This window comes from Paenibacillus sp. FSL M7-1414 (assembly GCF_038003195.1).
Taxonomy (GTDB): domain Bacteria; phylum Bacillota; class Bacilli; order Paenibacillales; family Paenibacillaceae; genus Paenibacillus; species Paenibacillus amylolyticus.
Genome location: NZ_JBBOOS010000001.1, coordinates 4445354 through 4471891, shown reverse-complemented (window position 1 = coordinate 4471891; position 26538 = coordinate 4445354). Strand labels below are relative to the sequence as shown.

Annotated in this window: 25 protein-coding genes; 19 read left to right on the top strand and 6 right to left on the bottom strand. The window is 45.8% G+C overall.

The features are described from left to right. Positions 1–149: 149 nt before the first annotated feature. The 4 genes from recN to MHH92_RS19400 all read left to right on the top strand — a co-directional run bounded on the left by recN (position 150) and on the right by MHH92_RS19400 (position 5694). Positions 150–1868: a DNA repair protein RecN gene (gene recN / locus MHH92_RS19415; RefSeq protein ID WP_076327955.1), complete on the top strand. Its 1719-nt coding sequence runs from the start codon at positions 150–152 to the stop codon at positions 1866–1868. A 120-nt stretch (positions 1869–1988) separates the two neighbouring features. Next, positions 1989–3317: a SpoIVB peptidase gene (spoIVB, locus tag MHH92_RS19410; protein WP_036614352.1), complete on the top strand. Its 1329-nt coding sequence runs from the start codon at positions 1989–1991 to the stop codon at positions 3315–3317. A gap of 195 nt (positions 3318–3512) precedes the next feature. Continuing rightward, positions 3513–4322 carry a sporulation transcription factor Spo0A gene (gene spo0A / locus MHH92_RS19405; RefSeq protein ID WP_036614349.1) on the top strand — a complete coding sequence of 270 codons (810 nt, stop codon included), beginning with the start codon at positions 3513–3515 and terminating at the stop codon, positions 4320–4322. Positions 4323–4737: 415 nt separating this feature from the next. After that, positions 4738–5694, top strand: coding sequence for a GGDEF domain-containing protein (locus MHH92_RS19400; RefSeq protein ID WP_340905714.1), 957 nt, complete (start codon positions 4738–4740; stop codon positions 5692–5694). Between the two features lie 256 nt (positions 5695–5950). On the opposite strand, the gene MHH92_RS19395 is transcribed toward MHH92_RS19400, so the two are convergent. Next, complete coding sequence (locus MHH92_RS19395; protein ID WP_340905712.1) at positions 5951–6763, bottom strand: hypothetical protein; 813 nt, start codon at positions 6761–6763, stop codon at positions 5951–5953. Between the two features lie 208 nt (positions 6764–6971). Between MHH92_RS19395 and MHH92_RS19390 the strand changes: the two genes are divergently transcribed. The 5 genes from MHH92_RS19390 to MHH92_RS19370 all read left to right on the top strand — a co-directional run bounded on the left by MHH92_RS19390 (position 6972) and on the right by MHH92_RS19370 (position 14164). After that, the gene (locus tag MHH92_RS19390; RefSeq protein ID WP_340905711.1) at positions 6972–8933 is read left to right on the top strand and encodes an AraC family transcriptional regulator; all 1962 of its coding nucleotides are present in this window, start codon (positions 6972–6974) and stop codon (positions 8931–8933) included. Positions 8934–9121: 188 nt separating this feature from the next. Further along, positions 9122–11095: an AraC family transcriptional regulator gene (locus MHH92_RS19385; protein WP_076327951.1), complete on the top strand. Its 1974-nt coding sequence runs from the start codon at positions 9122–9124 to the stop codon at positions 11093–11095. A gap of 159 nt (positions 11096–11254) precedes the next feature. Then, positions 11255–12292, top strand: a complete 1038-nt coding sequence (locus MHH92_RS19380; RefSeq protein WP_047843595.1) for an NAD(P)/FAD-dependent oxidoreductase — start codon at positions 11255–11257, stop codon at positions 12290–12292. A 210-nt stretch (positions 12293–12502) separates the two neighbouring features. Next, a complete protein-coding gene (locus MHH92_RS19375) occupies positions 12503–13153 on the top strand; it encodes a hypothetical protein (protein WP_017687613.1) in 651 nt (216 codons plus the stop codon). Positions 13154–13687: 534 nt separating this feature from the next. Continuing rightward, the gene (locus tag MHH92_RS19370; RefSeq protein WP_017687614.1) at positions 13688–14164 is read left to right on the top strand and encodes a hypothetical protein; all 477 of its coding nucleotides are present in this window, start codon (positions 13688–13690) and stop codon (positions 14162–14164) included. Positions 14165–14284: 120 nt separating this feature from the next. On the opposite strand, the gene MHH92_RS19365 is transcribed toward MHH92_RS19370, so the two are convergent. Then, positions 14285–14884 (bottom strand): thymidine kinase, encoded by a 600-nt coding sequence (locus MHH92_RS19365; RefSeq protein WP_017687615.1) that lies wholly within the window; start codon positions 14882–14884, stop codon positions 14285–14287. A gap of 176 nt (positions 14885–15060) precedes the next feature. On the opposite strand from MHH92_RS19365, the gene MHH92_RS19360 reads away from it, so the two are divergent. Further along, the gene (locus tag MHH92_RS19360; protein ID WP_076327950.1) at positions 15061–15273 is read left to right on the top strand and encodes a hypothetical protein; all 213 of its coding nucleotides are present in this window, start codon (positions 15061–15063) and stop codon (positions 15271–15273) included. Positions 15274–15281: 8 nt separating this feature from the next. On the opposite strand, the gene MHH92_RS19355 is transcribed toward MHH92_RS19360, so the two are convergent. Together MHH92_RS19355 and MHH92_RS19350 are read right to left on the bottom strand one after the other, a co-directional pair. Then, a complete protein-coding gene (locus MHH92_RS19355; protein ID WP_036607883.1) occupies positions 15282–15629 on the bottom strand; it encodes a potassium channel family protein in 348 nt (115 codons plus the stop codon). Between the two features lie 63 nt (positions 15630–15692). Beyond that, positions 15693–16010 (bottom strand): DUF2627 domain-containing protein, encoded by a 318-nt coding sequence (locus tag MHH92_RS19350; protein ID WP_017687618.1) that lies wholly within the window; start codon positions 16008–16010, stop codon positions 15693–15695. Between the two features lie 224 nt (positions 16011–16234). On the opposite strand from MHH92_RS19350, the gene lpdA reads away from it, so the two are divergent. From lpdA to lipB, 5 genes are all read left to right on the top strand, one after another. Then, on the top strand, positions 16235–17659 hold the full coding sequence (gene lpdA / locus MHH92_RS19345; protein ID WP_076327949.1) for a dihydrolipoyl dehydrogenase: 1425 nt from the start codon (positions 16235–16237) through the stop codon (positions 17657–17659). A 139-nt stretch (positions 17660–17798) separates the two neighbouring features. Beyond that, positions 17799–18827 (top strand): thiamine pyrophosphate-dependent dehydrogenase E1 component subunit alpha, encoded by a 1029-nt coding sequence (locus MHH92_RS19340; RefSeq protein ID WP_017687620.1) that lies wholly within the window; start codon positions 17799–17801, stop codon positions 18825–18827. Positions 18828–18829: 2 nt separating this feature from the next. Then, positions 18830–19816, top strand: a complete 987-nt coding sequence (locus MHH92_RS19335) for an alpha-ketoacid dehydrogenase subunit beta (protein ID WP_017687621.1) — start codon at positions 18830–18832, stop codon at positions 19814–19816. Positions 19817–19863: 47 nt separating this feature from the next. Next, positions 19864–21309, top strand: a complete 1446-nt coding sequence (locus MHH92_RS19330) for a dihydrolipoamide acetyltransferase family protein (RefSeq protein WP_076327948.1) — start codon at positions 19864–19866, stop codon at positions 21307–21309. Between the two features lie 111 nt (positions 21310–21420). Next, positions 21421–22128, top strand: a complete 708-nt coding sequence (lipB, locus tag MHH92_RS19325; RefSeq protein WP_036607873.1) for a lipoyl(octanoyl) transferase LipB — start codon at positions 21421–21423, stop codon at positions 22126–22128. A gap of 26 nt (positions 22129–22154) precedes the next feature. On the opposite strand, the gene prli42 is transcribed toward lipB, so the two are convergent. Continuing rightward, on the bottom strand, positions 22155–22256 hold the full coding sequence (prli42, locus tag MHH92_RS19320) for a stressosome-associated protein Prli42 (RefSeq protein WP_017687624.1): 102 nt from the start codon (positions 22254–22256) through the stop codon (positions 22155–22157). A gap of 83 nt (positions 22257–22339) precedes the next feature. Between prli42 and MHH92_RS19315 the strand changes: the two genes are divergently transcribed. Beyond that, positions 22340–23473, top strand: a complete 1134-nt coding sequence (locus MHH92_RS19315) for a M20/M25/M40 family metallo-hydrolase (protein ID WP_047843589.1) — start codon at positions 22340–22342, stop codon at positions 23471–23473. A gap of 141 nt (positions 23474–23614) precedes the next feature. Here MHH92_RS19315 and MHH92_RS19310 read toward each other — a convergent pair whose 3' ends face one another. After that, a complete protein-coding gene (locus tag MHH92_RS19310; RefSeq protein WP_100527202.1) occupies positions 23615–23749 on the bottom strand; it encodes a Z-ring formation inhibitor MciZ in 135 nt (44 codons plus the stop codon). Positions 23750–23871: 122 nt separating this feature from the next. Here MHH92_RS19310 and MHH92_RS19305 point away from each other — a divergent pair, with 122 nt between their 5' ends. The 3 genes from MHH92_RS19305 (at position 23872) to spoIIM (ending at position 26479) form a co-directional block, all read left to right on the top strand. After that, positions 23872–24465, top strand: coding sequence for an NUDIX domain-containing protein (locus tag MHH92_RS19305; protein WP_051447058.1), 594 nt, complete (start codon positions 23872–23874; stop codon positions 24463–24465). Positions 24466–24467: 2 nt separating this feature from the next. Further along, positions 24468–25688 carry an endonuclease Q family protein gene (locus tag MHH92_RS19300; RefSeq protein ID WP_076327947.1) on the top strand — a complete coding sequence of 407 codons (1221 nt, stop codon included), beginning with the start codon at positions 24468–24470 and terminating at the stop codon, positions 25686–25688. A 161-nt stretch (positions 25689–25849) separates the two neighbouring features. After that, complete coding sequence (spoIIM, locus tag MHH92_RS19295; RefSeq protein WP_017687629.1) at positions 25850–26479, top strand: stage II sporulation protein M; 630 nt, start codon at positions 25850–25852, stop codon at positions 26477–26479. The last annotated feature ends 59 nt before the right edge of the window (positions 26480–26538 follow it).

Genomic DNA, 26538 nt, shown 5'->3' with positions numbered 1-26538 from the left:
TCCCACTTATTTCGGCTGAATTCCATATTCGATGCTGATGATGCCACCAGGCATCCTTCGTAATCAAAAGCGGACTTTTTGAACAACCTCTTGAATCAATGGTTCAAAAACATAATATCTGAGTTAGTCATCCGGAGGTGTTTTTGCAGATGTTAGTTACGTTATCGATTCGTAATCTGGCTGTGGTGGAAGAAGTGGATGTTGTATTCCACCCGGGATTCCATGTACTTTCAGGGGAAACGGGTGCAGGTAAGTCGATTATTATAGATGCACTTGGCTTAATTGCCGGTGGACGCAGTTCAGCTGATCTGATCCGGTACGGATGTGAGAAGGCAGAGATGGAAGCCTTGTTCGAGATGGAGCAGAGTCATCCGGTATGGCAGACATTAGAGAAATTGGGTATCCATTGTGAGCCTGAAGAGCATTTGGTTATACGACGTGAGTTGAATACTCAGGGGAAGAGTACGTCCCGCATTAATGGGCAATTGGTCAATCTGACCATGCTGCGGGAAGTAGGCGAGAAGCTGATCAATATTCATGGACAACATGAACATCAGAGTTTACTGCGCGCTGAGAGCCATCTGGGGCTTCTCGACACCTATGGCTCGGAAGTCATCGGACCAATTAAAGCGAAGTACCAGGAGCGCTACAGCAAGTTTATCACGGCGGAAAAAGAACTGCGTGCGCTTCAGGAGTCCAGTCAGCGGGCATATCAACTCTTGGACATGTATCGCTTTCAGCTTGAGGAGATCGCAGCAGCAAGCCTTACACAAGGCGAGGATGAATTACTCGGGGAAGAACGGGTCAAACTATCCCATAGTGAGAAAATGATGGACAGTGTTGCTGGTGCATATGATCTGCTCAGTGGTCAACGCGGACTTGAAGCTGTGAGCATTGCTCTTTCAAGAATTGAAGACATTTCTGGATATGATAGCAAAGGACTGCAACCAATCGTAGAACAGCTGCAATCCGCATTTTATCAATTGGAAGATGCGACATTTCAGTTAAGGGATTACCGGGAGAAGATTGAATTTAATCCGGCAAGGCTGGAAGAAGTGGAGCAAAGGCTGAATCTGATTTCTGGCCTCAGACGGAAATACGGGGACAGTGTTGAACTTATTCTGAGTTATTATGATCAGATTAGCCATGAAACCGACCAACTGGAGAACAAGGACGAACGGCTGGAGAAATTGCGAGCTGAACGTGATAAAATGCTTAACCTTGTGATGGAGTCTGCTGAAGAACTCAGCAAGGTTCGCAAACAATGCGCCGAGGAACTTGCTGCACAGGTGGAAAGCGAGCTCAAGGATCTGCAAATGGAGCGGACTACACTGCGTGTTCAGATTACTCCTTTCGAAGATCCGAAGGGCATTGAATGGAATGGACGTCGTATTCGTCTGAATCGTCAGGGTGCGGACAATGCGGAATTCCTGATCTCACCGAACCCGGGCGAGCCATTACGACCACTTGGCAAGATTGCTTCAGGTGGTGAGTTATCGAGAATGATGCTGGCGATGAAGAGTATCTTTGCGCGACATGACCGGATACCTGTGTTGATTTTTGATGAAGTTGATACCGGAGTTAGCGGTAGAGCAGCTCAATCCATTGCGGAAAAACTGTTCCGCTTGTCTTCGACTTGTCAGGTTTTCTCAATAACGCACTTACCACAAGTGGCTTGTATGGCAGATCATCAGTATCTCATTGAGAAACATGTCTACGATGGACGGACGATGACGCAGGTGGAATCGCTGTCAGACGAAGGCAGAGTGAAGGAATTGGCACGTATGTTGGGCGGCGTGGAAATTACAGAAAAAACACTGCATCACGCACAGGAAATGCTGAATTTGGCGGAAGCCAAAAAAGGGTGAAACGGACGGCTGGCGTAATGATTGACAGTAATAAAAGCCTGGGGGCGAGGTTATCTTAAAGGTACGCAATTGGCGACCACCTTTCGTCAAGCGAAAGAAGCAAAGGGAGTGTGACAGCCATTGAATTCCCCCCTCAGGAAGAAATTGCTAGGTCTTTTATTTGCCTTCTTTCTTTGTGTGATTAGCCAGGCCATTCAGCCTGTGCAAAGTTATGCTTCACTGCCGGATGAATTGCAGGTGTTTGCTGGCAGGCAAGCGGATGTCCGGCTCGCTGTACCTGCTGCTTCAAGCGCCGTTGTAGATCGTCCTGATATCGTTGGTTTGGATGATCAGGCAGCGATGCATGTTACCAGGCAACAACCTTTGCATCTTCACCCTCAACAGACGGGACATGCCAAATTAACGTTGAAGTTGTGGGGTAAAATTCCGGTCAAAACAGTCCATGTGAATGTGATACCGGATTTGCGTGTTGTACCCGGGGGACAAACGATTGGCGTCAAGGTTAAATCGGCAGGCATTCTGGTGGTTGGACATCATCTGGTCCGTTCTGGTCAGGATGAGCGTGTATCGCCCGGAGAAACAGCGGGCATTAAGCTCGGAGATCTGATTACGCATATGGATGGAAAACGTCTGGATGGCGTAGCAGGTGTCTCTGAAGCCGTTGAACTTGCAGGGAAAAGTAAAAAAGGTATTGATGTTGTGTTAAAACGGGGCAAGGAAACGGTGAAGACACGATTAACTCCGGCGTATGACTCCGAGGATCAAGCGTGGAGGCTTGGATTGTACATTCGTGATTCTGCAGCCGGTGTTGGCACACTTACCTTCTATGCACCCGATCAGGGCGTATATGGCGCACTGGGCCATGTCATTACAGATATGAACACACAGACATCTATTGTTGTGGGTAGTGGTCAGATCGTTCAGTCCAATGTAACGTCAATTTCGAAGAGCGAGACCGGTGATCCGGGTGAAAAACGTGCTCATTTCCTCAAGGAAAGCAAAATTTTGGGCAATATTGAACGTAATACGGCTTTTGGTATCTTTGGTAAAATGTCTGGAAATCCTGAGCACAGTTTGTATTCGAAAGGCATTCCCGTCGCTTTTTCTCATGAAGTAAAGGAAGGACCGGCCGAAATACTTACCGTGGTTGACGGTCAACAAGTTGAACGCTTCTCCATTGACATTGTTCATGTGGCAGATCAAACTGAACCAGCAACAAAAGGTCTGGTACTTCGAATTACGGACCCGAAACTGCTGGATAAGACCGGAGGTATCGTTCAAGGGATGAGTGGCAGCCCCATTGTACAGAATGGTAAGTTGATCGGTGCAGTTACTCATGTATTCGTGAATGATCCAAAATCGGGTTATGGTTGCTTCATTGAATGGATGTTACAAGATGCTGGCGTTATGATGAAAAAGGAAAACGATAAGAACCTCAAGGCTGGCTAAACAGCCCTGAGGTTCTTTTTTGTCGAAAGCAAACATAATATATCGGATAATGAAATAAATTATTTATTATATAGGATCAAGAAAAAAAAATAAAGAAAAATAATTTTCGACAGGAGGAATTTAACTGGCTGTGTCGAAAATTAAACGTGTAAGGAAATGTACGAAACGATGTTTAATTTAAAGGAGGATACCGTTTTGCAAAAAATTGAGGTATTGCTGGCCGATGATAATCGTGAATTTACGAATTTGCTTGCCGAATATATATCTGAGCAGGAAGATATGGAAGTAACCGGTATTGCATACAATGGAGAAGAAGTACTGCAATTGCTGGAGCAAACTCGGGATGTGCCGGATGTATTGATTCTGGATATTATCATGCCTCACCTGGACGGACTGGGTGTGCTTGAGCGCTTGCGCGACCTGAACCTGTCTCCACAGCCTAAAGTCATTATGCTTACGGCATTCGGACAAGAGAATATCACACAGCGTGCCGTGCAACTCGGAGCTTCTTATTATATTCTTAAGCCGTTTGACATGGAAGTGCTTGCGAATCGTGTGCGTCAACTGGTGGGAACACAGACGGCGATGTCCACAAGCAGCGGATCATCCATGTTCATGAAATCATCCAATGTTGTGCCAATGGGCAAACACAAAAATCTGGATGCAAATATTACGTCCATCATACATGAAATCGGCGTTCCTGCGCATATTAAAGGATATCAGTATTTGCGCGAAGCGATTACGATGGTGTATAATAATATCGAAATTTTGGGAGCCATCACCAAAACACTGTATCCGGCGATTGCCGAAAAATTCAAAACCACGCCGTCCCGCGTCGAACGTGCCATCCGTCATGCCATTGAAGTGGCATGGACTCGCGGTAACATCGACAGCATCAGCCACTTGTTTGGCTACACGATTAACATCAGCAAGTCAAAACCAACAAATAGCGAGTTCATCGCGATGGTTGCTGACAAGCTGAGAATTGAGCATAAGGTAAGCTGAAAGGGTCAGGAGTAGTGAGCTGGCAAGTATAGTTTGGATTCAAATTTGATTCTAACCAAGACGGCCTATATCTAAATTCGTTCATTTCATGCCGATAAACTTCTGTAATATATGCCAACGAATACCGTCATTTATTGGATTAAAGATATCCAGTAAATGACGGTATTTTTGCATAACGAAATAACACAGAACATGATGATGAAATTTAGTGTTGCATGATTGCTTCAAAATTTTGAGATCAAGTATTAAAATAAGCTCACTATAGCAAAGTTTAGAAAAGGAAATATATCATAAACTTTTAACCTTCAGTTAACGCTTTTTCAAGTAGAAAGTGGTACGATGTGACCATTGACAAAGACTTACATATATTTTTGAAAAGTTCGGATAGATGCTACGAACAGAGGAGTAGAATAGTATGTTTACGCAAATAGGCGAGATTGCTGAACCAATTCCTGTAGTACAATCTGATACAAAATGTGATATCGTCTATCATCTTTTCAAGTCCAATCCTAGTCTGGAAGGTATAGCTGTTATGGGGGAGAAGGATGTGTCATTAATGATGCGGCCCCGATTCTTTCAGCAGATTGGCACCCAGTATGGCTATAATCTGTATATGGGACGTCCTGTAGAACTGGTGATGAATACGCAGGCACTGGTCGTGGATTATTCGGAACAGATTAGAGATGTCAGTGTTCTAGCCATGGATCGAGATGAAGGGGATATATATGATCTTGTGTTGGTCACGTCAGGAGAAAGTTTCTTTGGAGCTGTGAGTATTCGACGTTTGCTACTTGCTGTTGCTGATGTACGGGCTGAAATGGCGATTTTTATGAACCCGCTGACTGGTCTTCCTGGTAATCATATCATAGATGAAAGGCTGTCTCAGGCTCTTCAGATGGACCAATTTAGCGTACTGTACGTTGATCTCGATCAATTCAAATCCTACAATGATAGCTACGGCTTCAAAATGGGGGATCAGCTTATTCAGGCGACAGCTAACTTGCTTCGCAAGCTATTTGTTCTCCCTGAAGCCTTTCTTGGACATATCGGTGGTGATGATTTTATTACGATCCTGAATCATCATGATTACAAACATATTAGTGAGGAAGTCATCTCAGGTTTTGAGGAAATGAAAAAGACATTTTACAACGAACATGATTGGCATCATCAATATGTTCTGGGGGAAGGACGTTCCGGGCTAAATCGGCCCATTCCTCTGGTGTCGGTATCCATCGCCGTTGTAACCAATAACAAGCGAAAATATGAAAACATAGATCAGATAATTGATGAGGCCACACGCATCAAAAAAGGTTGTAAAGCGATTGCTGGAAGTATCATCTGTGCAAATGATACCGCGGGTACTCCGTGCTAGAAATAAAATTACGAGAACGTAGAGGACAGAGAGAACCTAAAGATCTGGGTCTAAAAGCTTTCTGTAAGAAAGCTTCTTCGGAAGCTGAGGCTTCGCCTCTATACCCAAAACGTTAAAATACAGAAAAACCGCTACTTATCAGGAGTGTAATAGCGGTTCTATCATTGGATGCGAGTCAAAGGTTGTGTAGCAAACGAGCCACTTTAATCTTTAAGCTCATTATGTATACATAAAATTATGTTTGATCAATGCGTACTCAGATTCGAATATCGACAGATGGATATGAAGCAGCAGGAGATGTAGAAGCCGTAGTTTGCGGACCATTTCCTGATTCCTGATCTGTGGCTCCGCCATCTAATGGGTGCTCCTTACTTCCCGTTTTCTTTCCTTCATTTACTTCCTGATCTTCTTCTCCAGTTGTTGTAGAGATAGGTGGTTGTATTCCCTTTTTAGGTGCGGGCTGATGGATCTCTTCCACCAGCTCCCCAATCTTCTGATTGACCTTGTTTAACTGGGAGTTGATGTCCTGGACGGTCTCTCGCTTTGCCTGAAAGACGGTGCGTTCTGAATTTTCCAACATCATTGATTTGCCTAGATCGAGATCATTTGCGGGAGGATTGATCTCGAGAACAAGTCGGTCAAAGCGGGTTTCTCCTTCCGTGGTCTGAATGGAGCCCTGCATGCGATCACGCAAACCGACCAGCTTACCCAATTGATCATAAGTCTGACTATGCTTGATCAGATGATCGAGTGAAGGGGCTTGTGCCTCGTCGGTTGGTTTGGGTTGTTGCTGTTGAGCCTTTTCGGGCTGTCTTAATTTGTTCTTTTCTTGCAATTCTTCAGCTTTAATTTGGGCAATCTGGCTGTCGATCTGGGAAATGGAGCTTGTTAAGGATTTGATTCGCTGAGCTTTGGTTTTGGTATCCAACTCGTCATTGGTTTTTACACCTTGCATTTCTTCATTGAGCCGGATCTTCTGCTGCATGAGTCCCTGAATTTCTTTATCCCGATTGGAGACTTGATTCCCGGGAGTGAAACTGCTTTTGGTTGCAGATGAGATTGAATTCATATCCTCTGTTCTCCTTCTCCGCTTTATCATGGTTATATTTACATATATCGGATGTTAAGAGAAAGATTTGAATAGCTCTTGTTTCCTCGAAATGGGATTCATTTTGCGTCGGTTGTATTGCGTACTTCATCATAATAATTGATAATGGTTATCAATAAGTGAGTGGAAGTTCAGACACAATCTATGTAGACGGAGATGGGTTAGCAAAATGTGGAATGATTATTATATCCTCTGGAACTATGCTGCGGTGAGTATAACAGATATCCGTTTCATGGAATTAGAGGCATATGAAGAGATGAAATACAAATTTCCGACAAGTACCTTTGTACTCACCATTCAGGGTGATGCTGGAGTGACGATTGACAATCAAACATATGAAGTGAGCCGCTTTTATGTTCTCCATGGGGGAAAAGGGAGTAAGTTGGTGATTCGAGCAGGCGAATCCGGATTGCGCCTATATTACTTGATGTACAAAGCAAACCTGCCTAGTGGAGGGAGAAATGATCTGGGAAGGTTAATGGAGCGTATCAATCCGTTCCAAATGAACTATGGCTTTACCCCCGATATGCCAACCATTCTATATGAGCACTTGAAAAAGATGCACTTTTTGTGGGATCAAAAGAACCCTATTCAGCACTTTCAGGCCAAGAATTTGTTCTATGCATTTGTGGAGCAGATCTCATCACAGATTCCTCGTATATCCAATCGCTATCCAAGTATGTTGGATCAGGTCAGCAAAGTCATTGAAATTGTAGAGTCTTCGTACACCCAGCCACTTACACTTCATGTTTTGGCAGAAATGATCGGCACCAGTCCAAGAAGTTTGTCACGCAAGTTCAAGCAGTCGACTGGAACCAGTCCTATCGATTATCTGATTCAGTTTCGTTTGTTCAAAGCCAAGGAGATGTTGCTGCTAACGGACGCCACGTTGGATGAGATCGCTGTAGGCATCGGTTATCCGGATGGATATTATTTGGGGCGTATGTTCAAGAAACATACAGGTCTTTCTCCTTTGCAATTTAAAGAAAAGACGTCAGCACCCCTATATTGGCCTGATCTGACATCAGGTGTGGCGCGAAATGACATTTTCAGAGGTGGAAGTGGAAGGTATGTTTATACTGATGGTGATAATCATTATCAATATAAACACGGAGGGTCAATAAATATGAACAGACAGACAAGAACGGGAATGTTGCTTAGCATTTTACTAAGTCTTACGTTACTGCTAAGTGCCTGCTCAACAGGTGTTGCCAGTAATTCGAGCGGGGATGCTTCTGGAAGCAAAAGTACATCAAGTTCCACGAACACAGTAACAGCGGATAATCACACCAAAACATCTGAACCACGTATAATCTCAACGGTGAAGGGAGATATTACAATTCCTGCTGAACCTAAACGGATTGTGGTTGACTTGTATCTGGGAAGTCTGATCGCCTTGGGGATCAAACCTGTGGGTACACCCGAGATGAACCTGAAAAATCCTTATTTTATCAGCTCACTTGAGGGCGTGCAGAATATTGGTGAATATGAAACCATCTCTCTAGAAAAGGTGTTGGAACTTGAACCGGATCTCATTGTGACAGGTAATCCTGATTTATTTGATTCCTTTAGCAAGATTGCACCTACCTTGGTTGTACCTTATGGTGAATTGAAAAACACCCACGAAGAAATTGCCTATTTCGGTGAAGTGCTAAATAAAGAAAAAGAATCTGAGGCATGGTTAGCCGATTATGACGCAAGAATTGCAGATGCTAAGAAACGTGTTGGTGAGGCAATTGATCCGCAGGCCGAGGTGTCGGTCATGCAGTTCTATGATAAAGCACCGTTGGCCTTTGGTGATAATTTTGGTCGGGGAGGTCAGGCAGTCTACAGCGCGCTTGGTTTGAATCCTCCTGCAGATAAAAAAGAGATCTTAATGAAGGATCAACTGGTTGAAGTTTCATCGGAAGCGATTCCTGAATTTGCCGGAGACTACATCATTCTAACAGCAGATAATCTGACCCTGGAAGAGTTGAAATCGAAACCGGTCTGGAGTTCATTGGATGCGGTTAAAAATGATCGTGTGTTTATCTGGAGCCCGGATCGTTCATGGTACTTTGACCCGATTGCAACATTGGATCAAACAGAGGAATTGGCCGCATGGTTTACGAAGATCTCTGAACCAAATTAAGTCTAACAAGTGATGGATGAGATGAAATCCAATTCCACTCTAAATTTCAGTTGATAATGAAAATTATTATCATTTATAATAAAGGTACATTAGTGAACCTCTGCTACGCATATGTTATCGGATGATTGGCAGAATGATGACCTTGTAAGACCTTTGTTCCGGGTGAGGTTGGGATTGGAGAGTATTCGATGCAATTAGACGAACAGATGAAATGCTGGAATCATGCCGCTGTTAAGGTTCTGGATATACGCCGAATCGTTATGGAGGCAGGGGCACAACTGAGTTCCTACACACTTCCGGCAAATGGTTTTATATATACGATTCGAGGATCGGCTGTACTTCAGTTGGATGGACAAACATACAAGGCAGAGCGGTTTTACATGCTTCATGGGGCGAAAGGATCTTCACTGGATATCCAAACCAACGAAGATTTTGAATATATTCTGCTCTATTACAGAGCTTTCCTTGCCTTTCCTAGTTATCGTAAAAAGTGGTTATTGGCACAGCCGGAAGTTACACCGTTTTCCTTGCAATATGGATTTGCACCGAGTAGTCCGCTGGGGTTGTTACGTTACCTTGATGAGCTTGAGGGTGCATGGATTCAATCTGGCAGTCTGGATCTGCTTCATACCAAAAGTTTATTTTACCAGTTCATTCATGAAATGATGGTTCAATTGGCAGAGCAGGAGATCAAAACAGAGCTTGCTGACCCGGTGAAACAAACACTTCATTATATACAGAACCATTATAGGGAACAGGTCACGCTTGATTTCCTGGCTGAACAGTTCAACTACAGCTCCCGACATTTATCCATGCAATTCAAACGACAGACGGGTCACAGTCCGATTGATTATTTAATTCAGACCCGAATCGCCAAGGCTCGGAATCTGCTTGTACGATCTGATGCAACGCTGAGTGAAATTGCAGCAGAAGTGGGTTATTCCGATGTGTATTATTTTAGTCGTATCTTCAAAAAACATGTGGGGATCTCTCCGATTCAGTATCAACGAAAGATGAGAGAAGAAGCGAGAACAGAGGATCGTCCATTGGTAATCTCTGAATCGTCCATTGGCCGAAGATGGAAGTCAGGATATATTGATTATGAGAATCATTATCAATATATAGACGGAGGGTCTACACCAATGAAAAGAAGAAAAACAAGTTCCAGTATGATTATGGTTGCATTATTGAGCATAACGATGCTCCTCGCAGCCTGCTCTTCAGGTACAGCAACAACACCAGCAGCTGGCGAAGGAACGGGTGCCAGTTCCAATAACAGTAGTACGGCAGTATCATCCGACACAGGAAGCCAGACGAACAAAGACAATGAAACACGCACGGTCTCGACGGTTAAGGGTGACGTAGTTGTTCCAGCAAATCCTAAACGGGTTGTTGTACTATATCTCCAGGGAGACGTCGTTGCGCTTGGAATTAAGCCAATTGCTACATCTGAAGTATTCAACGGGGCTGCCTACAAGAGTGAACTTGAAGGTGTAAATTCACTAGGTACCTGGTTCGAACCGAATCCTGAAGCTGTCATTGACCTTGATCCGGATCTAATCATTGTTCCTTCTGAAGAGACGTATACGTTGTTAAAGGATATCGCACCTACGGTATATATTCCATACGAGAAAATGACAACAGAAGAAAGACTCCAGAGTATAGCGAGTATTTTTGGCAAAGAACAGGAAGCTGAGACATTAATCAATAATCTTAATAGCAAAGTCGAAGAGAGTAAGCAAACACTAGCAGATGCAGGCATATTGGACAAAACGGTTTCCATTGTGGAGGGCGGTTTGAAAGGTATGGTCGTTGTAGAGAGCAAGCAATATGGCCGAGGATCTCAGGCACTATATGAATACTTGGGGATGAAAGCACCTGAAGTGGTACAAAAGAAAATTGATGTAGTTTCGGAAGCGGGAGGCTCTAATCTATCCATGGAAGTACTGCCTGAATATATCGGGGACTACGTGTTTCGTTCGGTGTATGAAGGGGCAGATAACCTTACGGATGATCCAATATGGAGCAGCATCCCGGCTGTTAAAGAAGGTCGCCTAATTGAAATTGATTTTGATTTCTTCTACTATTCGGATATCTATTCAATCAATAAACAAATTGATTTTGTCGTTGAAAAGCTGTTGGCGGCTCCAAGAGCCCAATAGTAAAGAGCGGATTTGTTCGTGAAATTTTTGTACAAGAAATGTTTGTTTTTTAGCCATTGTAATTTGATAAGATTACCATTACACTAGGATTTAAGTGATAATGAGAATCGATATCAAATACTCGATGTTCTGGATCGAATTAACGGAGGTATTTTTAATATGAATCAGCAGTTGGAACTTTATGATGTAACCATTATCGGCGGTGGCCCTGCGGGCATGTACTCTGCCTTTTATAGCGGCATGCGAGATATGAAGACCAAGTTGATTGAGGCACGTGACAGATTGGGAGGTCGCATGCTCTTTTATCCGGAGAAAATGATCTGGGATGTCGGGGGTGTGACGCCAATTCTGTGTGAAGATCTGATTAAACAATTGGAAGAACAGGCAAGAACTTTTGAGCCAACCCTCGTATTTGAACAACAGATCGAAGGATTCGAGCGTCAACCTGATGGCACGATTCTGTTAACTTCTGCAACAGGTGAACAACACTGGACACGTACCGTCATTATGGCAATCGGATATGGTATATATAAAATGGCCAAGCTGGAGCTTGAAGGTGCAGACCGTTACGAGGTTAGCAATCTCCACTATACCGTGCAGGAACTGGAGCCATTCCGTGGTAAACGCGTGTTGATCTCGGGTGGAGGCGACTCTGCTGTGGACTGGGCGAATGAACTAGAAGCACTGGCAGAGCAAGTTACGGTTGTGCATCGTCGTGACCGCTTTGGCGGGTTGGAGCGTAATGTACTGCGTATGAGAGAATCCTCTGTAGATGTCCGTACACCATATGCGGTAGAGACACTGCATAGTATGAGTGGTGATGTGATTGAACAGGTGACCATCTCACACGTGGATACAGGTGAAACTGAACTGCTTGAAGTCGATGCTGTCATTGTAAACCATGGCATGAAGAGTGACTTTGGTCCAATCCGGGATTGGGGACTTGATCTTGGCGAATGGCATGTCACTACAACAGAGAGATTGCAAACCAATATTCCCGGCGTGTTTGGCGCAGGCGATTTTGTAGATTATGGTAGCAAACTGTACCTGATTGCAGGTACTTTCACTGATGCAGCCCTAGCGGTAAACAGTGCGAAGCTTTACATGGACCCTGAAGCGGAGAAAGTGGCTTATGTTTCTTCCCATAACAGTCGCTTTAAGGAGAAAAATAAAGCCCTTGGTGTTGTAGAAGAATAAAGGTCTGCATTTGCATACGTTAAGATGACTTCGGGTTAATTTAATCCCGAAGTCATCTTTTTTTGCATAAAATGGTTAATAAGAAGGCATAATTTCACCAGACACAACGGCTAACGAATTGAACATGAACCACCAAATGTCTATAATAAGCCTGAGAAACTTTAGAATAACATCAAGATACAATAATTTGATCAGAGTGGAGTGCAGCGTATGAAAAAGGGATCACAGCCACAACGAGGTTTCACCTTCATCCAGCGGTGGTTCAAACGATCTGATAAAAAAAAGATCAAATGGTCTGAAATGTATCTCGCACTTGCTGGTGCGCTTCATCGATTGTTGGTTGAAGGGCGGCGTGAACGATCAGCAGCCAAACGGCTTCATCAGGACTTGCCAATTAACGCGTTGGGCGAGATGAAGCTAGAGCCAGGGGATATTGTGTACACGCCAAGCTCGGAATCGACGTATTACGCCGGGCATATGGGTATTATTGGTCTCGACGGCAAGGTGTATCATGTGCACCCTTATGGGCCTGTATTTGCTGATTCATTAGAGTGGTATCTGACGCGATTTTATGAAGGAGATCGTTTCATTGTATTCCGTTCCAGATTGAATGAGGCAGGAATGAAAGCAGCCGGGTGGGTACATGACCATTACAAGCAGGTAAAATTCTACCGTTTGCAGACCAATCTGCGCAGTATTGAGCGCAATTACTGCTCCAAGTTTATATATCAGGCCTATCAGTTCACATCGGGACTGGATCTGTGGAGCCGCAAATTTACCCGAATGAATCAGGGTTATATCTATCCATTTCGAATTGAGCGTTCATCAGAGCTGGACGTTCTGGGAACTTTTTATAAATAAGGCTGGAACCGACTAAAATACTGTTCTTCCGAAAAAAAGGAGAGCAGGTTCTGTCGGTTTTTTTTATATGTGTAGAGATTAAAAACAGGAAAAACGCTCAAAACGTCGAATAGATTATGAGATAGGCACGCACAACTTGGAATCGTATACATAAAAAAAGACGAGATGATTTTTAGCCCAGAGCACAAAAATGACTACGAAGTAGACGAACAAGAAAGAGTGAAGCGAGATGAAATGGCCGGGTTTCTTACAACGATTCCGACCGAACAAAAACGTGGTTAAGCTATCGGACTATATCCCAAAAAAGGAAAGGAGGCACTACTGTTCCATATGCAAGAAAAAGGTTAAATCGGTCGTGCATTATGCCGCGCCACAGGGAAATTTTTCAGGTGTATGCAGTTCTTGTAAGTCTTTGGCGGATGAACGTGGAATGTTTCCCATTTAATAAGAAGAGATGCGCTCAGGAAATAAGATTTTTTTGATTTATGCGCGTTTTTGTAGTACATTAGCAAATGTATTCGAAGGAGGATTCTAATGTACTCAGGTAGACAAGACGATACTTTATACATCATGACCTACACCTTAAACAGCGGTATCAAGGGTACGGTTCCACTGTCTAATAAGCAGATTATTGAGTGGCTGGATTGCTACAGAAATGAGAAGCGCTTCGTGACCGAAATCGGCAAGGAGTTTTTTGGATTGAATGCAGGATTGGTAGCAGACTTCAAGGTTCAAAATCATTTATCGGATTATCAGCAGACCATTATGCCTACACAGCAGCAGGATAACCTGGAACGCTTGTCCAGTGCTTATAAATCAACCGAGTTATTAATGAAGATTGATTGTAAATGTGGCACGGCTTATGTGACGGAATCCCCATACAAGCGCACAAAATGGTACTGTACAAAGTGTAAAGAGATTGTATTTTTGGATGCCAAAAAAGGAATGGTGGAAACGTCGCGTGGTGACGCTTACTACATGACCAACAAATATTTTGTTTCCCGGGACTAGCGGGAAGTGACTCTGGAAGCATCGCTGCGAAGCGGTGCTTTTTTGTGCGAATGTTTGCTCTATAACAAAAAAAGCCCCAAGGGGCCTTTTTGGAAGATATCTAGATCGATCTTTTAGGAATTATGATGAGCATTCAACTTTGTGAGGAGGAATGAAGCAGCAACGACAGCGTGGCTCGTAAGCTTCTGAATCGCCAATCATGACAACCGGACCCAAGGTAACAGGTTCCCCATTGACGATACGTTGCGTAAAGGCTGCATCCGGGCTGCCACATACCGCACAGAAAGCCGAGAGTTTCTCAATGTCATCTGCCATGGCAAGCAAACCACCGACATATCCGAATTCCTTACCACGGTAATCCATATTAAGTCCGTCCACAATGACATGTTTGCCACAATACGCTAACTCCGAGACAAGTTCCATAATGGCACTGCTGAAAAATTGTACTTCATCAAATGCAACAACATCAGCATCTATGGTTTGGTTCAAGATCATTTCTACGGATTCCGGGGTTAATTGCCGGGGAATGGAATGGGCAGGGAGTCGATAACCAATTCGGCTTACGATCTCGTCCTGGGCAAACCGATTATCCTCGGCTGGTTTGTAGGCCACAACCTTTTTACGGCCAAATTGTATTAATTTCTGACAACGGCGAATGAGTTCACCGGATTTTTCACTGAACATGGGTCCAGTAATTACGGTAATACGTCCTGTTTGCACGGTGCTGCTACTCCTCTCACATACGGGATTCAACAAAAAAAGCGACCTTTACAGAGTACCACAAAATCTTTGGAAAGAGCCAGAACTAATCTGCGCAGCTTTGTGTTACTATATGGATTGTTAAGGTATTGGTTACGGCAGCTAGTTAACAGGAGTTGTGAAAAGAGGTGTTTAGTATGAGTGAAGCATTAACATCACTTCAAGAGCGATATGAAAGCCTAAAAGAACAGGGATCTCTAAATGAAGCGGCGCAGGCGTTATTTGCAGAACTGTTCGCAGAAGCGGAGAGACTGCAGGCAAGTAACCTTACCTTGCGTAGAACGATCTTGAAGTCTTCTTCCAAAGAATCACGTATGTCTACCAAACTGCGGGATGCCTTATACGAATGACCCGGAGATTACTCCGGGTCCTCTTCTGTCTTTAATTTGCGAGGGAACAGAATACCTGCTGTAATTCTGGCAATCATGGCAAAGGTGAGACCAATGCCTGCAAACATGTAGATTACGGTAAAGGCTTTGCTGAATCCGGTGGTTGGCACAAATTCAGGATGTCCCACCGTAGTCAGGGTAACCGCACAAAAGTATAACGCATCGATCCAGTGCAGACCTTCAACACGAGTGTAAAATAAAGTGCCTGACAGCAACGTTGCTGCCGTTAACGCGAACAGAGCCAGAAACTTAGGGTCTTTGAACGCATGGAAAATGCCTTTGAGCAATCGTTGTAACGTGATTAGAAATGATACCATGATGATCCATCCTGTCTATGTAAAGTAGGCGGTGTGTTGTATAAACACACAAAAAGCCCGGACTCATGGAGTCCTTCCGGGCGTCTCTGCTTTTTCAGGTACACTTTTGGACCGGAAACGGGGACCTACATAATTACGCTTGCGGTCACGGAACAGGATCCAGCCTCCCAGAAAACTCATACCTGCGGCAAAAAGGACAAGTCCACCGCCAAAGGAAAGCCACTGGAATCCTGGTGAAATCAGTTCGTTCCCGTGCTCGGCATAATATAGGAACAGGGCATCTTTCATCATCAGAAAACCCTTCATTGCCATTAACCCGGGGATGACCAGAACAACAATTGCCAAAAATCGCGCAAAGACCAATCTTGTATTCATGAGCATTATACCCTTTCTGCCAAAGTCGAGTTTAAATAAAGGTTACGCTTACAGATCATACCTGATTCCATCATAGCTTGGAATGCATAGGCTGTCCATGTGTGATTGGTTCAAACTTTGAGTTGACCGCTCAAGGAGAGTACAATGGCATATAGAGGGTATAAGCTAAACCATGATTTAAGCTATCATAAATTATATTGAAATTTGATTCATAGAGGAGAGCATGAGAGATGCCAATTACATGTGATGTTGCAATTCTTGGAGGAGGAACCGGTGGATATGTAGCCGCGATCCGGGCTGCACAGCTGGGAAAACAGGTTGTTATCATTGAGAAGGACAAGCTTGGCGGTACCTGTCTGCATCGTGGCTGTATTCCGAGTAAGGCTTTGCTGAAAAGTGCGGAAGTATACGCTGAGATTCAGGAGAGTGAGACGTATGGTATCGAGACAGCTGGAGCTACCCTTGTATTTCCCAAAGTACAGGCGCGCAAGGATGCAATTGTCGAACAGCTCCATCAGGGCGTTCAGTATTTGATGAAAAAAAATAAAATCCAGGTTGTACACGCGAAAGGTCGCGTCATCGGACCATCCATCTTCTCACCACAGAGCGGAGCAGTCGCTGTGGAGTTTGAAGATGGCGAGATGGATACGGTAGTTCCAACCAATCTCATCATTGCCACTGGTTCGCGTCCTCGTGTGCTGCCGGGCCTGGAACCGGACGGAAAATTCATAATGAGCAGCGACGAAGCACTGCGTATGGATGAACTTCCTGCATCACTCGTCATTGTCGGTGGGGGTGTGATTGGACTGGAGTGGGCATCCATGCTGAATGACTTTGGCGTAGACATCACAGTAGTAGAAGCAGCTGCTCACGTGTTGCCTGCCGAGGATGAGGATGTTGCCAGAGAAATGCAGCGATTGCTCGGCAAACGAGGTGTCCGTTTCCTGACAGGTGCCACCGTTCTAACCGAAACATATAACACGGATCAAGAGGGCATTCAGATTGATGTGCAGCTTGGTGAAGATAAGCAGGAAACGCTAAGAGCGGAGAAAATGCTCGTGTCGGTTGGACGTCAAGCTAATGTCGAAAATATCGGACTTGAAAATACAGATATCAAACTGGAGCGTGGGTTCATCGCTGTGAACAAACAGTTACAGACCGGTGAAGGTCACATCTACGCCATTGGGGACTGCATCGGCGGTTTGCAGCTTGCACATGCCGCAAGTCATGAAGGCATTCTCGCTGTCGATCATCTGGCGGGCAAAACGGTACATGCCGTAGAATCCCACCGTATCCCGCGCTGTGTGTACACACGTCCGGAAGCAGCAAGCATCGGATTCACCGAGCGTGAAGCCAAAGAACGTGGCTATGACATTAAAACAGGCAAGTTCCCATTTTCGGCCATTGGCAAATCGCTTATTCACGGAAGTCGGGATGGATTCGTGAAGGTGATCGCAGATGCCAAGACGAATGATATATTGGGGGTACATATGATTGGCACCCATGTGACGGAATTAATCGCTGAGGCTTCTCTGGCTCAGATGCTGGATGCCACACCTTGGGAAGTCGGACAAACCATTCATCCGCACCCTTCTCTGTCGGAAATTATGGGTGAAGCCATGTTGGCGGTCGATGGAAAGGCCATTGGAATGTAAGCCAAACAAGCTTATGAGAAAGGTCCTTTCCTTTTTTGGGTAAAAGGGATTATAATAAGGTTAAGCCAAGTCTTAGTACCAGGTTATAAGATCGGGTAGTAAGAGTGGCACAGGCTCTGATTAAAAGGAGGTACCTCATATGAGTTCACAAGGTACTGCAGACGCGGTCCACCGGCATCAACAGCTGGGACTTAGCGATGGTGAAGTATTGGATATGTACAAATACATGCTGCTCGCGCGCAAGTTTGACGAGCGTTGCTTGCTCTTGCAACGGGCTGGCAAAATTAACTTTCACGTATCCGGTGTAGGACAGGAAGCTGCGCAAGTAGGCGCTGCTTTTGGTCTGGATCGGGATCACGATTATTATTTACCTTATTACCGCGATTACGGTTTTGTACTGGCGGTAGGCATGACTCCGCGTGAGTTGATGTTGTCTGCTTTTGCGAAGGCAGAAGATCCGAATAGTGGCGGTCGGCAAATGCCGGGTCACTTCGGTCACAAAAAGCTGCGGATTGTGACGGGTTCCAGCCCGGTTACAACACAGGTTCCGCACGCTGTTGGATTTGCACTGGCTGCCAAAATGAAGAAGCAAGAATTTGTTTCTTTTGTTACGTTTGGCGAAGGATCAAGCAATCAGGGTGACTTCCATGAGGGAGCCAACTTTGCAGGTGTGCATAAATTGCCTGTCATTATTATGTGTGAGAACAATCAATATGCAATTTCGGTACCGATTCACAAACAGTTGAGCGGCAAAATATCCGATCGAGCACAAGGATACGGGTTCCCCGGACTTCGTGTAGATGGTAACGATGCATTAGAAGTATATGCTGCAGTGAAGGAAGCGCGTCGCCGTGCCATAGCCGGAGAAGGCCCGACACTGATTGAAGCGATGATGTATCGGTTGTCACCTCACTCCACCTCCGATAATGATCTGGCTTACCGGACCAAAGAGGAAGTTGAGGAGAACTGGAAGAAAGATGGCGTTCCTCGTATGAAGAACTACTTGATCGATTGCGGCATCTGGGACGAAGCCCGGGATGCGGATCTGGCTTCCCAGCTTGCGCTGGAAATGAAAGAAGCAACTGAATATGCAGACAACGCGCCATATCCTAAACCTGAGGACACTCTGACGCACGTTTATGCGGACAGCGAAGAAGGGGGACGGTAAGTATGGCAGTGATGGAATATATTGATGCAATCCGTCTCGCGATGAAAGAAGAGATGGAACGGGATGAAAATGTGTTTATCCTTGGTGAAGACGTAGGTCTCAAAGGTGGTGTGTTTACCACAACTAAAGGGCTGCAAGATCAGTTTGGCGAAATGCGAGTGATGGACACACCATTGTCTGAATCTGCTATTGCAGGTGTTGCGATTGGTGCAGCGATGTATGGCATGAAGCCGATTGCCGAAATGCAATATTCGGACTTCATGTTGCCAGCAACCAACCAGATCATTAGTGAAGCGGCAAAAATTCGCTATCGTTCCAACAATGACTGGAGCTGTCCGATTGTTATCCGTGCGCCGATTGGTGGCGGGATCTTCGGTGGGTTGTATCACTCCCAATGTCCGGAATCGATTTTCTTTGGTACGCCTGGTCTGAAAATTATAGCTCCCTACTCGGCATACGATGCTAAGGGACTGCTCAAGGCCGCTATTCGCGACCCGGACCCGGTACTCTTTTTTGAAAATAAAAAATGCTACAAACTTATTAAGGAAGATGTGCCTGAAGATGATTACATCGTTCCGATTGGTAAAGCCAACGTACTTCGTGAGGGTGCGGATATTACGGTGATCGGTTACAGTCAGCCGCTGCATTTTGTCATGCAGGCTGCTGAGGAGCTGGAGCGTGAAGAAGGCATTACAGCACACGTTCTGGATCTGCGCACATTGCAGCCGTTGGATCGTGAAGCGATTATAGCTTCCGCTCGTCTGACAGGCAAAGTGCTGATTGTACACGAAGATAACAAAACGGGTGGTGTAGGTGCCGAAGTTGCCGCGATTATTAGTGAGGAATGTCTATTTGAACTGGATGCACCGATTCAGCGTCTCTGCGGACCTGATGTGCCGGCCATGCCAATTAGCCCAACATTGGAGAAATTCTACATGCTGAGCAAAGACAAAGCCAAAGCAGCAATGCGTACACTTGCCGAGTTTTAATTTCGTTTTTTGGATCGTTTAAAAGTAAAGTTTGGAGTGATAATCAAATGGCTGAACGTATGAAATGGATCGAGGTCATTATGCCGCAATTGGCGGAATCGCTGGTCTCGGCTACCATAGGCAAATGGTTGAAAAAACCGGGCGACCGTGTGGAACAGTACGAGCCGATCTGTGAAGTAATCACTGATAAAGTTAATGCCGAGATTCCATCCACTGTGGATGGAATTATGGGTGACCTTTTGGTGGAAGAGGGCACAACGATTGCTGTTGGTGAAGCAATCTGCCGCATGCAGGTCGCAGCTTCTGACGAAGAAGCGGCTGAGCAAGTAACACAAGTATCGCAGCAACAGGAGCAAGTGCAGCAACATGCGAGCCCCACTCCTCTTGCCGCGTCAAATACAGCAGGACATGATCCGAACCAGCCGATGCGTAATCGGTATTCCCCGGCAGTGCAATCCTTGGCAGCAGAGCATGGCTTGAACTTGCAAAGCATCCAAGGCACCGGTGCCGGTGGTCGTATTACCCGCAAAGATGTGCTGACATTTGTTGCACAGGGAGGTAACGCGGCTGGATCGTCTGCACCAGCATCATCTCCTGTAGCACAGCAAACACCTTCTGGTGTGCCGTCTGCTTCTCCATTCAGCGGAGTGAATCGTGGAAATGGAGAAATGGGTTTAACCGCTGGAGAAGCGATCTCAGCGTCTGATGCAGGTGTTCCTGTGAGACATTCAGGCATTCATCTAACCGAAAGTCCGAAAATTCCACAGATCGAAGTGGAAGGTGGCGGCCAGGGAAGATCGGAGTATTTCATCGATGTTACCCCTGTGCGTAATGCCATTGCCCGGAATATGCGTCAAAGCGTATCGGAAATCCCGCATGCATGGACAATGATCGAAGTGGACGTAACCAATCTTGTGATGCTGCGCAATAAACTCAAGGATGAGTTCAAGCGTAAGGAAGGCATCAATCTGACATATCTGTCCTTCATGATGAAGGGAGTCGTTAACGCGATTAAAGACTACCCAATCATGAACTCGGTATGGGCAGTGGACAAAATTATCGTCAAACGGGACATTAACCTGTCCATGGCGGTAGGAACCGAAGATTCCGTACTTACACCCGTAATCAAACATGCCGATCAGCGAAATATAGCAGGTCTGGCCCGTGAAGTGGATGAACTGGCTCGCAAAACACGTGAAGGTACGTTGAAGCTGGACCATATGCAAGGTGGTACGTTCACGGTGAACAACACCGGTTCATTTGGTTCGATCCTGTCCCAGCCAATCATTAACTATCCACAGGCAGCGATTCTTACATTCGAGTCGATTGTCAAGAAACCAGTGGTTATTAATGATATGATCGCTGTTCGTTCGATGGCTAACCTGTGTCTGTCGTTGGATCACCGAATCCTGGATGGTGTAATCAGCGGACGTTTCTTGCAACGTGTCAAAGAAAACCTTGAAGGATATACCATGGAGACCAAGGTGTATTAAGTAAATAGTTGTCGGGAAAGTGTATGTGCCGGAGGCCGTGCACTTTTCCTGCTGTCTACGGACAGGTGCTCAATTGTACACTGAACCTGAAGCAGAAGGGTGTGGGGAATCATGAGCAAGCCGCTGGATGTTGCATACATACCAATGCTTGATTATGAAGAGGCTTGGAACCGCCAGAAAGCGATTGTGCAGCGATTGGACGAGGGCGAGGGAGCGGAGCAGATGCTGCTTTTACAGCATCCACCAACGTATACGATCGGCTCACAAAATCATCCGGAGCATCTGCTTCTCAGTCCGGAAGAGTTGCGTGAGCAAGGGATTTCTTTGTTTCAAATTGACCGTGGCGGTGATATTACTTATCATGGCCCGGGCCAGTTGGTAGGTTACCCGTTATTGATTCTTGGTCGGGATGAAGACCTGGATCTGCACGGCTATCTACGGAAACTTGAGCAGGTGCTTATGGATTATCTCGCAGACCAGGGCATTGAAGCTGGACGCAAAGAGGGTTACACGGGTGTGTGGATTGGTGATATGAAGATTGCTGCAATCGGCATCAAGTTTAATCGTTGCAAACACCGCCGCGGTTTTGTGACCAGTCACGGGTTTGCTTTTAACATCAGCTCAGGCATTCAACATGCAGGGTTTCAGGGGATTGTTCCTTGTGGGATTGAACAGTATGGCGTTACCTCACTGGAGGATATAACGGGCAAGTCCTATGCGGTGGAGCAAGTAGCGCAGGAGATTGTTCCGTACTTTAATCGTATTTTTCCATATCAAATTAATTGGGTCACGGAAAAAGAAGCCCTTCAACGTCTGTAAACAGGTCGTCGAAAGGCTTTAGGTTGCTATCCAAACAGCAACGGTTCGAGAGCTATGAAAAGGGTGGACCCGATCATGGCGATCAGCATGAGATAGATGATGATTTTGAACCATTTCTTTTTTTGCATGGATGAGAGAACTCCTTTCACCATAAAGTAAACAAGCCATAGTAATTGTATTGTACCGTATCTACGAGAGGGAGGAAAGTCCTATGATTAAACAACAACGTGTTATCGATCAGTTCATGGAACTGGTGCAGATTGATAGTGAAACGAAAAATGAACAGAACATCTCGAAGGTGTTAAAAGAACAGTTTACAGATCTTGGGCTTCATGTCTATGAGGATGATACCATGGAGCAAACCGGACATGGCGCCGGAAACCTCGTCATTACTTGGGAAGCTGAAGGAACTGAAGGGGTTGCACCGATCTTTTTCACATGTCATATGGACACCGTGACGCCGGGACAGGGAATCAAGCCTGAACTGGGTGAAGATGGCTGGATCCGCAGTGATGGAACAACGATCCTGGGAGCAGATGACAAAGCAGGGATTGCGGCATTGTTTGAAGCGATTCGTGTGATCCAGGAAAACAAGATTCCACATGGTAAAATTCAATTTGTCATTACGGTCGGCGAAGAGTCTGGCCTGGTGGGCGCACGTGCAATGAATCCGAAGGATATCGATGCCGAGTTCGGTTATGCGCTGGATTCTAATGGAGCTGTAGGCACGATCTGTGTTGCTGCACCAGCCAGAGCTGAAATTCAAATGAGCATCTATGGTAAGTCCGCACATGCGGGCGTGAACCCGGAAGACGGGATCAGCGCCATTCAGGTTGCCGCAAAAGCTATTGCTGCGATGACACTGGGCAGAATTGATGATGAGACGACAGCGAACATCGGTAAATTCCAAGGTGGATCAGCACTCAACGTGGTATGTGACTTTGTACAGCTTGAAGCGGAAGCTCGCAGTATTGTGCAGGAGAAAGTTGAATTGCAGGTTGCACAGATGCGTGACGCGTTGGAAACGACATGTCGCAAATACGGTGCAACAGCTGAATTCAGAAGTGAGATCCTTTACCCTGCATTTGGCTTCCATGATGAACACGAAGTTGTACAACTTGCACAGCGTGCCATCCGCAGTATTGGGCTGGAGACAAGTACGTTTGCTTCCGGTGGTGGCAGTGATGCCAATATCTTTAACGGATTCGACCTTCCAACAGTGAACTTGGCGGTAGGGTATGAGGATATTCATACAACCAAAGAACGTATTCGTGCCGAAGACATTGTGAAGTTATCCCAGGTAGTCGTAGCTATTATTCAGGAAACGGCAGCTGACAAGAAATAATATAGAGCACATGTTACCTCACATGTTGTTAGACAAAAGTCCGAACCCGGTTTGTACGGATTCGGACTTTTTGTGAATTCATGTTATATTTCAAGGGAGTTAATTTAGGGTCAAAAATGAAACAATGGATCGATTACCCATTCATTTGCGTCCAGCGAGGAGATCGATTAACTTGGCATCAGGGCCCCACTCGCGTAACCATTGTTTGAGTATGAGCTGTACTTGCCGTGCTTGTCCTACCACGTGTAAGGATTGAGGCGTCATATAACTGTTCATTGAAAGTCCCCCTGATTCGTTTATATTTGCTGTGAGAATCCTATACGCTCACCATATGCCCAAAATCAGAGATATATACATTAACCAAATATATAATCCTACGATATGGAGTTGAAGAACCAATGAAACCAAATCAATCTGCCCAATCCATCCACGCGGCGCAACCTGCCAATCCAAAACTAGATGAAGTGACCGTATCCACTAAGCCAATCTTTGAGGGCAAAGTGATTTCGCTTCAAGTCGATACCGTTAAACTACCGAATGGCCAGACGGCTACACGTGAGATAATCCGGCACCCTGGAGCGGTAGCTGTACTCGCTCTGAATGGGGATCGCATGCTTGTTGTGGATCAGTATCGTCAGGCAATGGGACGTACCGAAGTGGAGATTCCTGCGGGAAAACTGGACCCGGGAGAAGAGCCAGAGGTTGCCGCAGCACGTGAATTGCGAGAAGAGACGGGATATGTAGCCAAGTCGCTGCGTCATTTGCGTTCGTTTTACACGTCACCGGGGTTCGCAGATGAGATCATTCATCTTTACATCGCTGAAGAGTTGGAAGCAGGGGACATGGCGCTGGACGAAGATGAATTCCTTGAAGTTGCCGAAATAACTCTGGAGGAAGCTTATGCGCTTATGGACGAGAACCGGATTAGCGATGCCAAAACGATGATGGCCGTGTACGCGTGGGACCTTTACAGAACGACAGGACGGTTCTAGGCATGCAAGACGAACTGGAAACGTCCACGACGTGGGAGCCCTGTTATACAGACCTGCATATCCACATTGGACGAACCTCTCGGGGTGAGGCTGTTAAAATCAGTGGTAGTCGTGATCTGACATTTGAGAATATTGCCCGGGAAGCATCGGATCGCAAAGGAATTCATTTGCTTGGTGTTATTGATTGTCATTCTCCGGTTGTACAGATGGATATTGAGCAATTGCTGGAGAGTGGCACCATGTCCGAGATTGAGGGCGGCGGTATTGCCTACCAGGACACCACCATTCTGCTGGGTACAGAGATTGAGTTGCGCGAGCCTGGAATGCGTGAGTTCCATATGCTGGCGTACTTCCGTGATTTGAAAACGATGAAGTCCTTCACGGACTGGATGAAACGTTATATGAAAAATGTGAATCTCAGTTCTCAGCGGGTGTACGTGCCCGCTCTAGAGATGCAGGCCGAGATTAAGGCACGTGGGGGACTTATTGTGCCTGCACATGTGTTTACACCGCATAAAGGCATCTATGGCAGTACAGCCCCCCGTATGGGCGAAGTGCTGGATACTAGCCTCGTGGATGCGGTAGAGCTGGGGTTAAGCTCGGACTCATCCATGGCCAGTTATATTCGGGAGTTGGATCATGTCCCTTTTCTGACCAATTCGGATGCTCATTCACTCGGTAAGATTGGACGGGAGTATAACGAACTGCAAGTTGCTGCCCCTTCTTTTGATGAATTCCGTATGGCACTTCAAGGAGAAGCCGGCAGGAGCATAGCTGCCAATTATGGACTGAATCCAAGGCTAGGCAAATATCACCGTACTTACTGTGCAGCATGTGGCAGCATTATGGACGAGCAAGCGATGTCGGCAGAGCGTTGTCCGCACTGTGGTAGTCTGAAGCTGGTGCAGGGGGTGCTGGATCGCATCCTGGCGATCTCTGATCGAGAGAGTCCTCATGTTCCTGCAAACAGACCAGCCTATCATTATCAGGTGCCACTGGAGTTCATTCCGGGACTTGGCAAAGCCAAACTGCGCCAGCTACTGGACCATTTTGGTACAGAAATGAACGTACTTCATCGCACGCGTGAGGAAGAGCTTGCTGCGGTTGTTGGACCTGTGCTGGCAGGCTTGATTGTGGCTGCACGGAAAGGACAACTGGAGCTGTCCTCCGGAGGTGGCGGTACGTACGGAAAGGTTGCTGTTCAGGAAAAAGCCTCGGAGTGACCGGTGTAAATAATCTTTAGTTCAACTCATATAGCTTTCGCTTTACAGAGGTCCAATCTGGACAAGAAGTCATACAGGTGCATTCCGGTTCATAAGAATGACTATGAGGATGTAAATGAAAATCCTTGCAGCATGATACCGGAAAGGGGACTCGTACCTGTATGCGCTCTTCCTACTTTACATTTAAAGGTCAGACTTCGTTATATGTATTCGTGGCCGTCTTGTTTCTGGTCGGCGTCATTTTTGGCGCGCTCATGGTGAACGCATTGTCTCTCGAGCAACGTCAGGATTTGGAGGGTTATCTCGGTAATTTCTTCATGACCGTGCAGCACAGTGCACAAGTGACTGAGACCGGGGCATATTGGGACATTGCCATGCTCCATCTGAAATGGGTGGGTCTGATCTTTATTCTGGGTTTATCCGTCGTTGGACTACCCGGTATACTGGTTCTGGATTTTCTGAAAGGTGTGCTCATTGGATTCACAGTGGGGTACCTTGTTGGACAGTATTCCTGGAAAGGGCTGCTGTTTGCACTGGTGTCCGTGGCACCGCATAATCTATTTGTCATTCCGATCCTCCTGATCTGCAGTGTAGCGGCGATGACGTTCTCGTTATACATCATTCGTAATCGTGTTTTGATGCAGCGAACACCTGGTCGACAAAGGCCTTTTGCTTCATATATAGTGTTAACTTTGGTTATGGCTGCATTGCTGCTCGGGGTGGCGTCTTTTGAAACATGGGTTACACCTGCAATGATGCGTTGGGTCACGCCAATGTTACTACCGGCCTAACGTGCACCGTATAGTGTAAAATGTTGACTTTAATTACGCACTCCCCCTATAATGAAAAG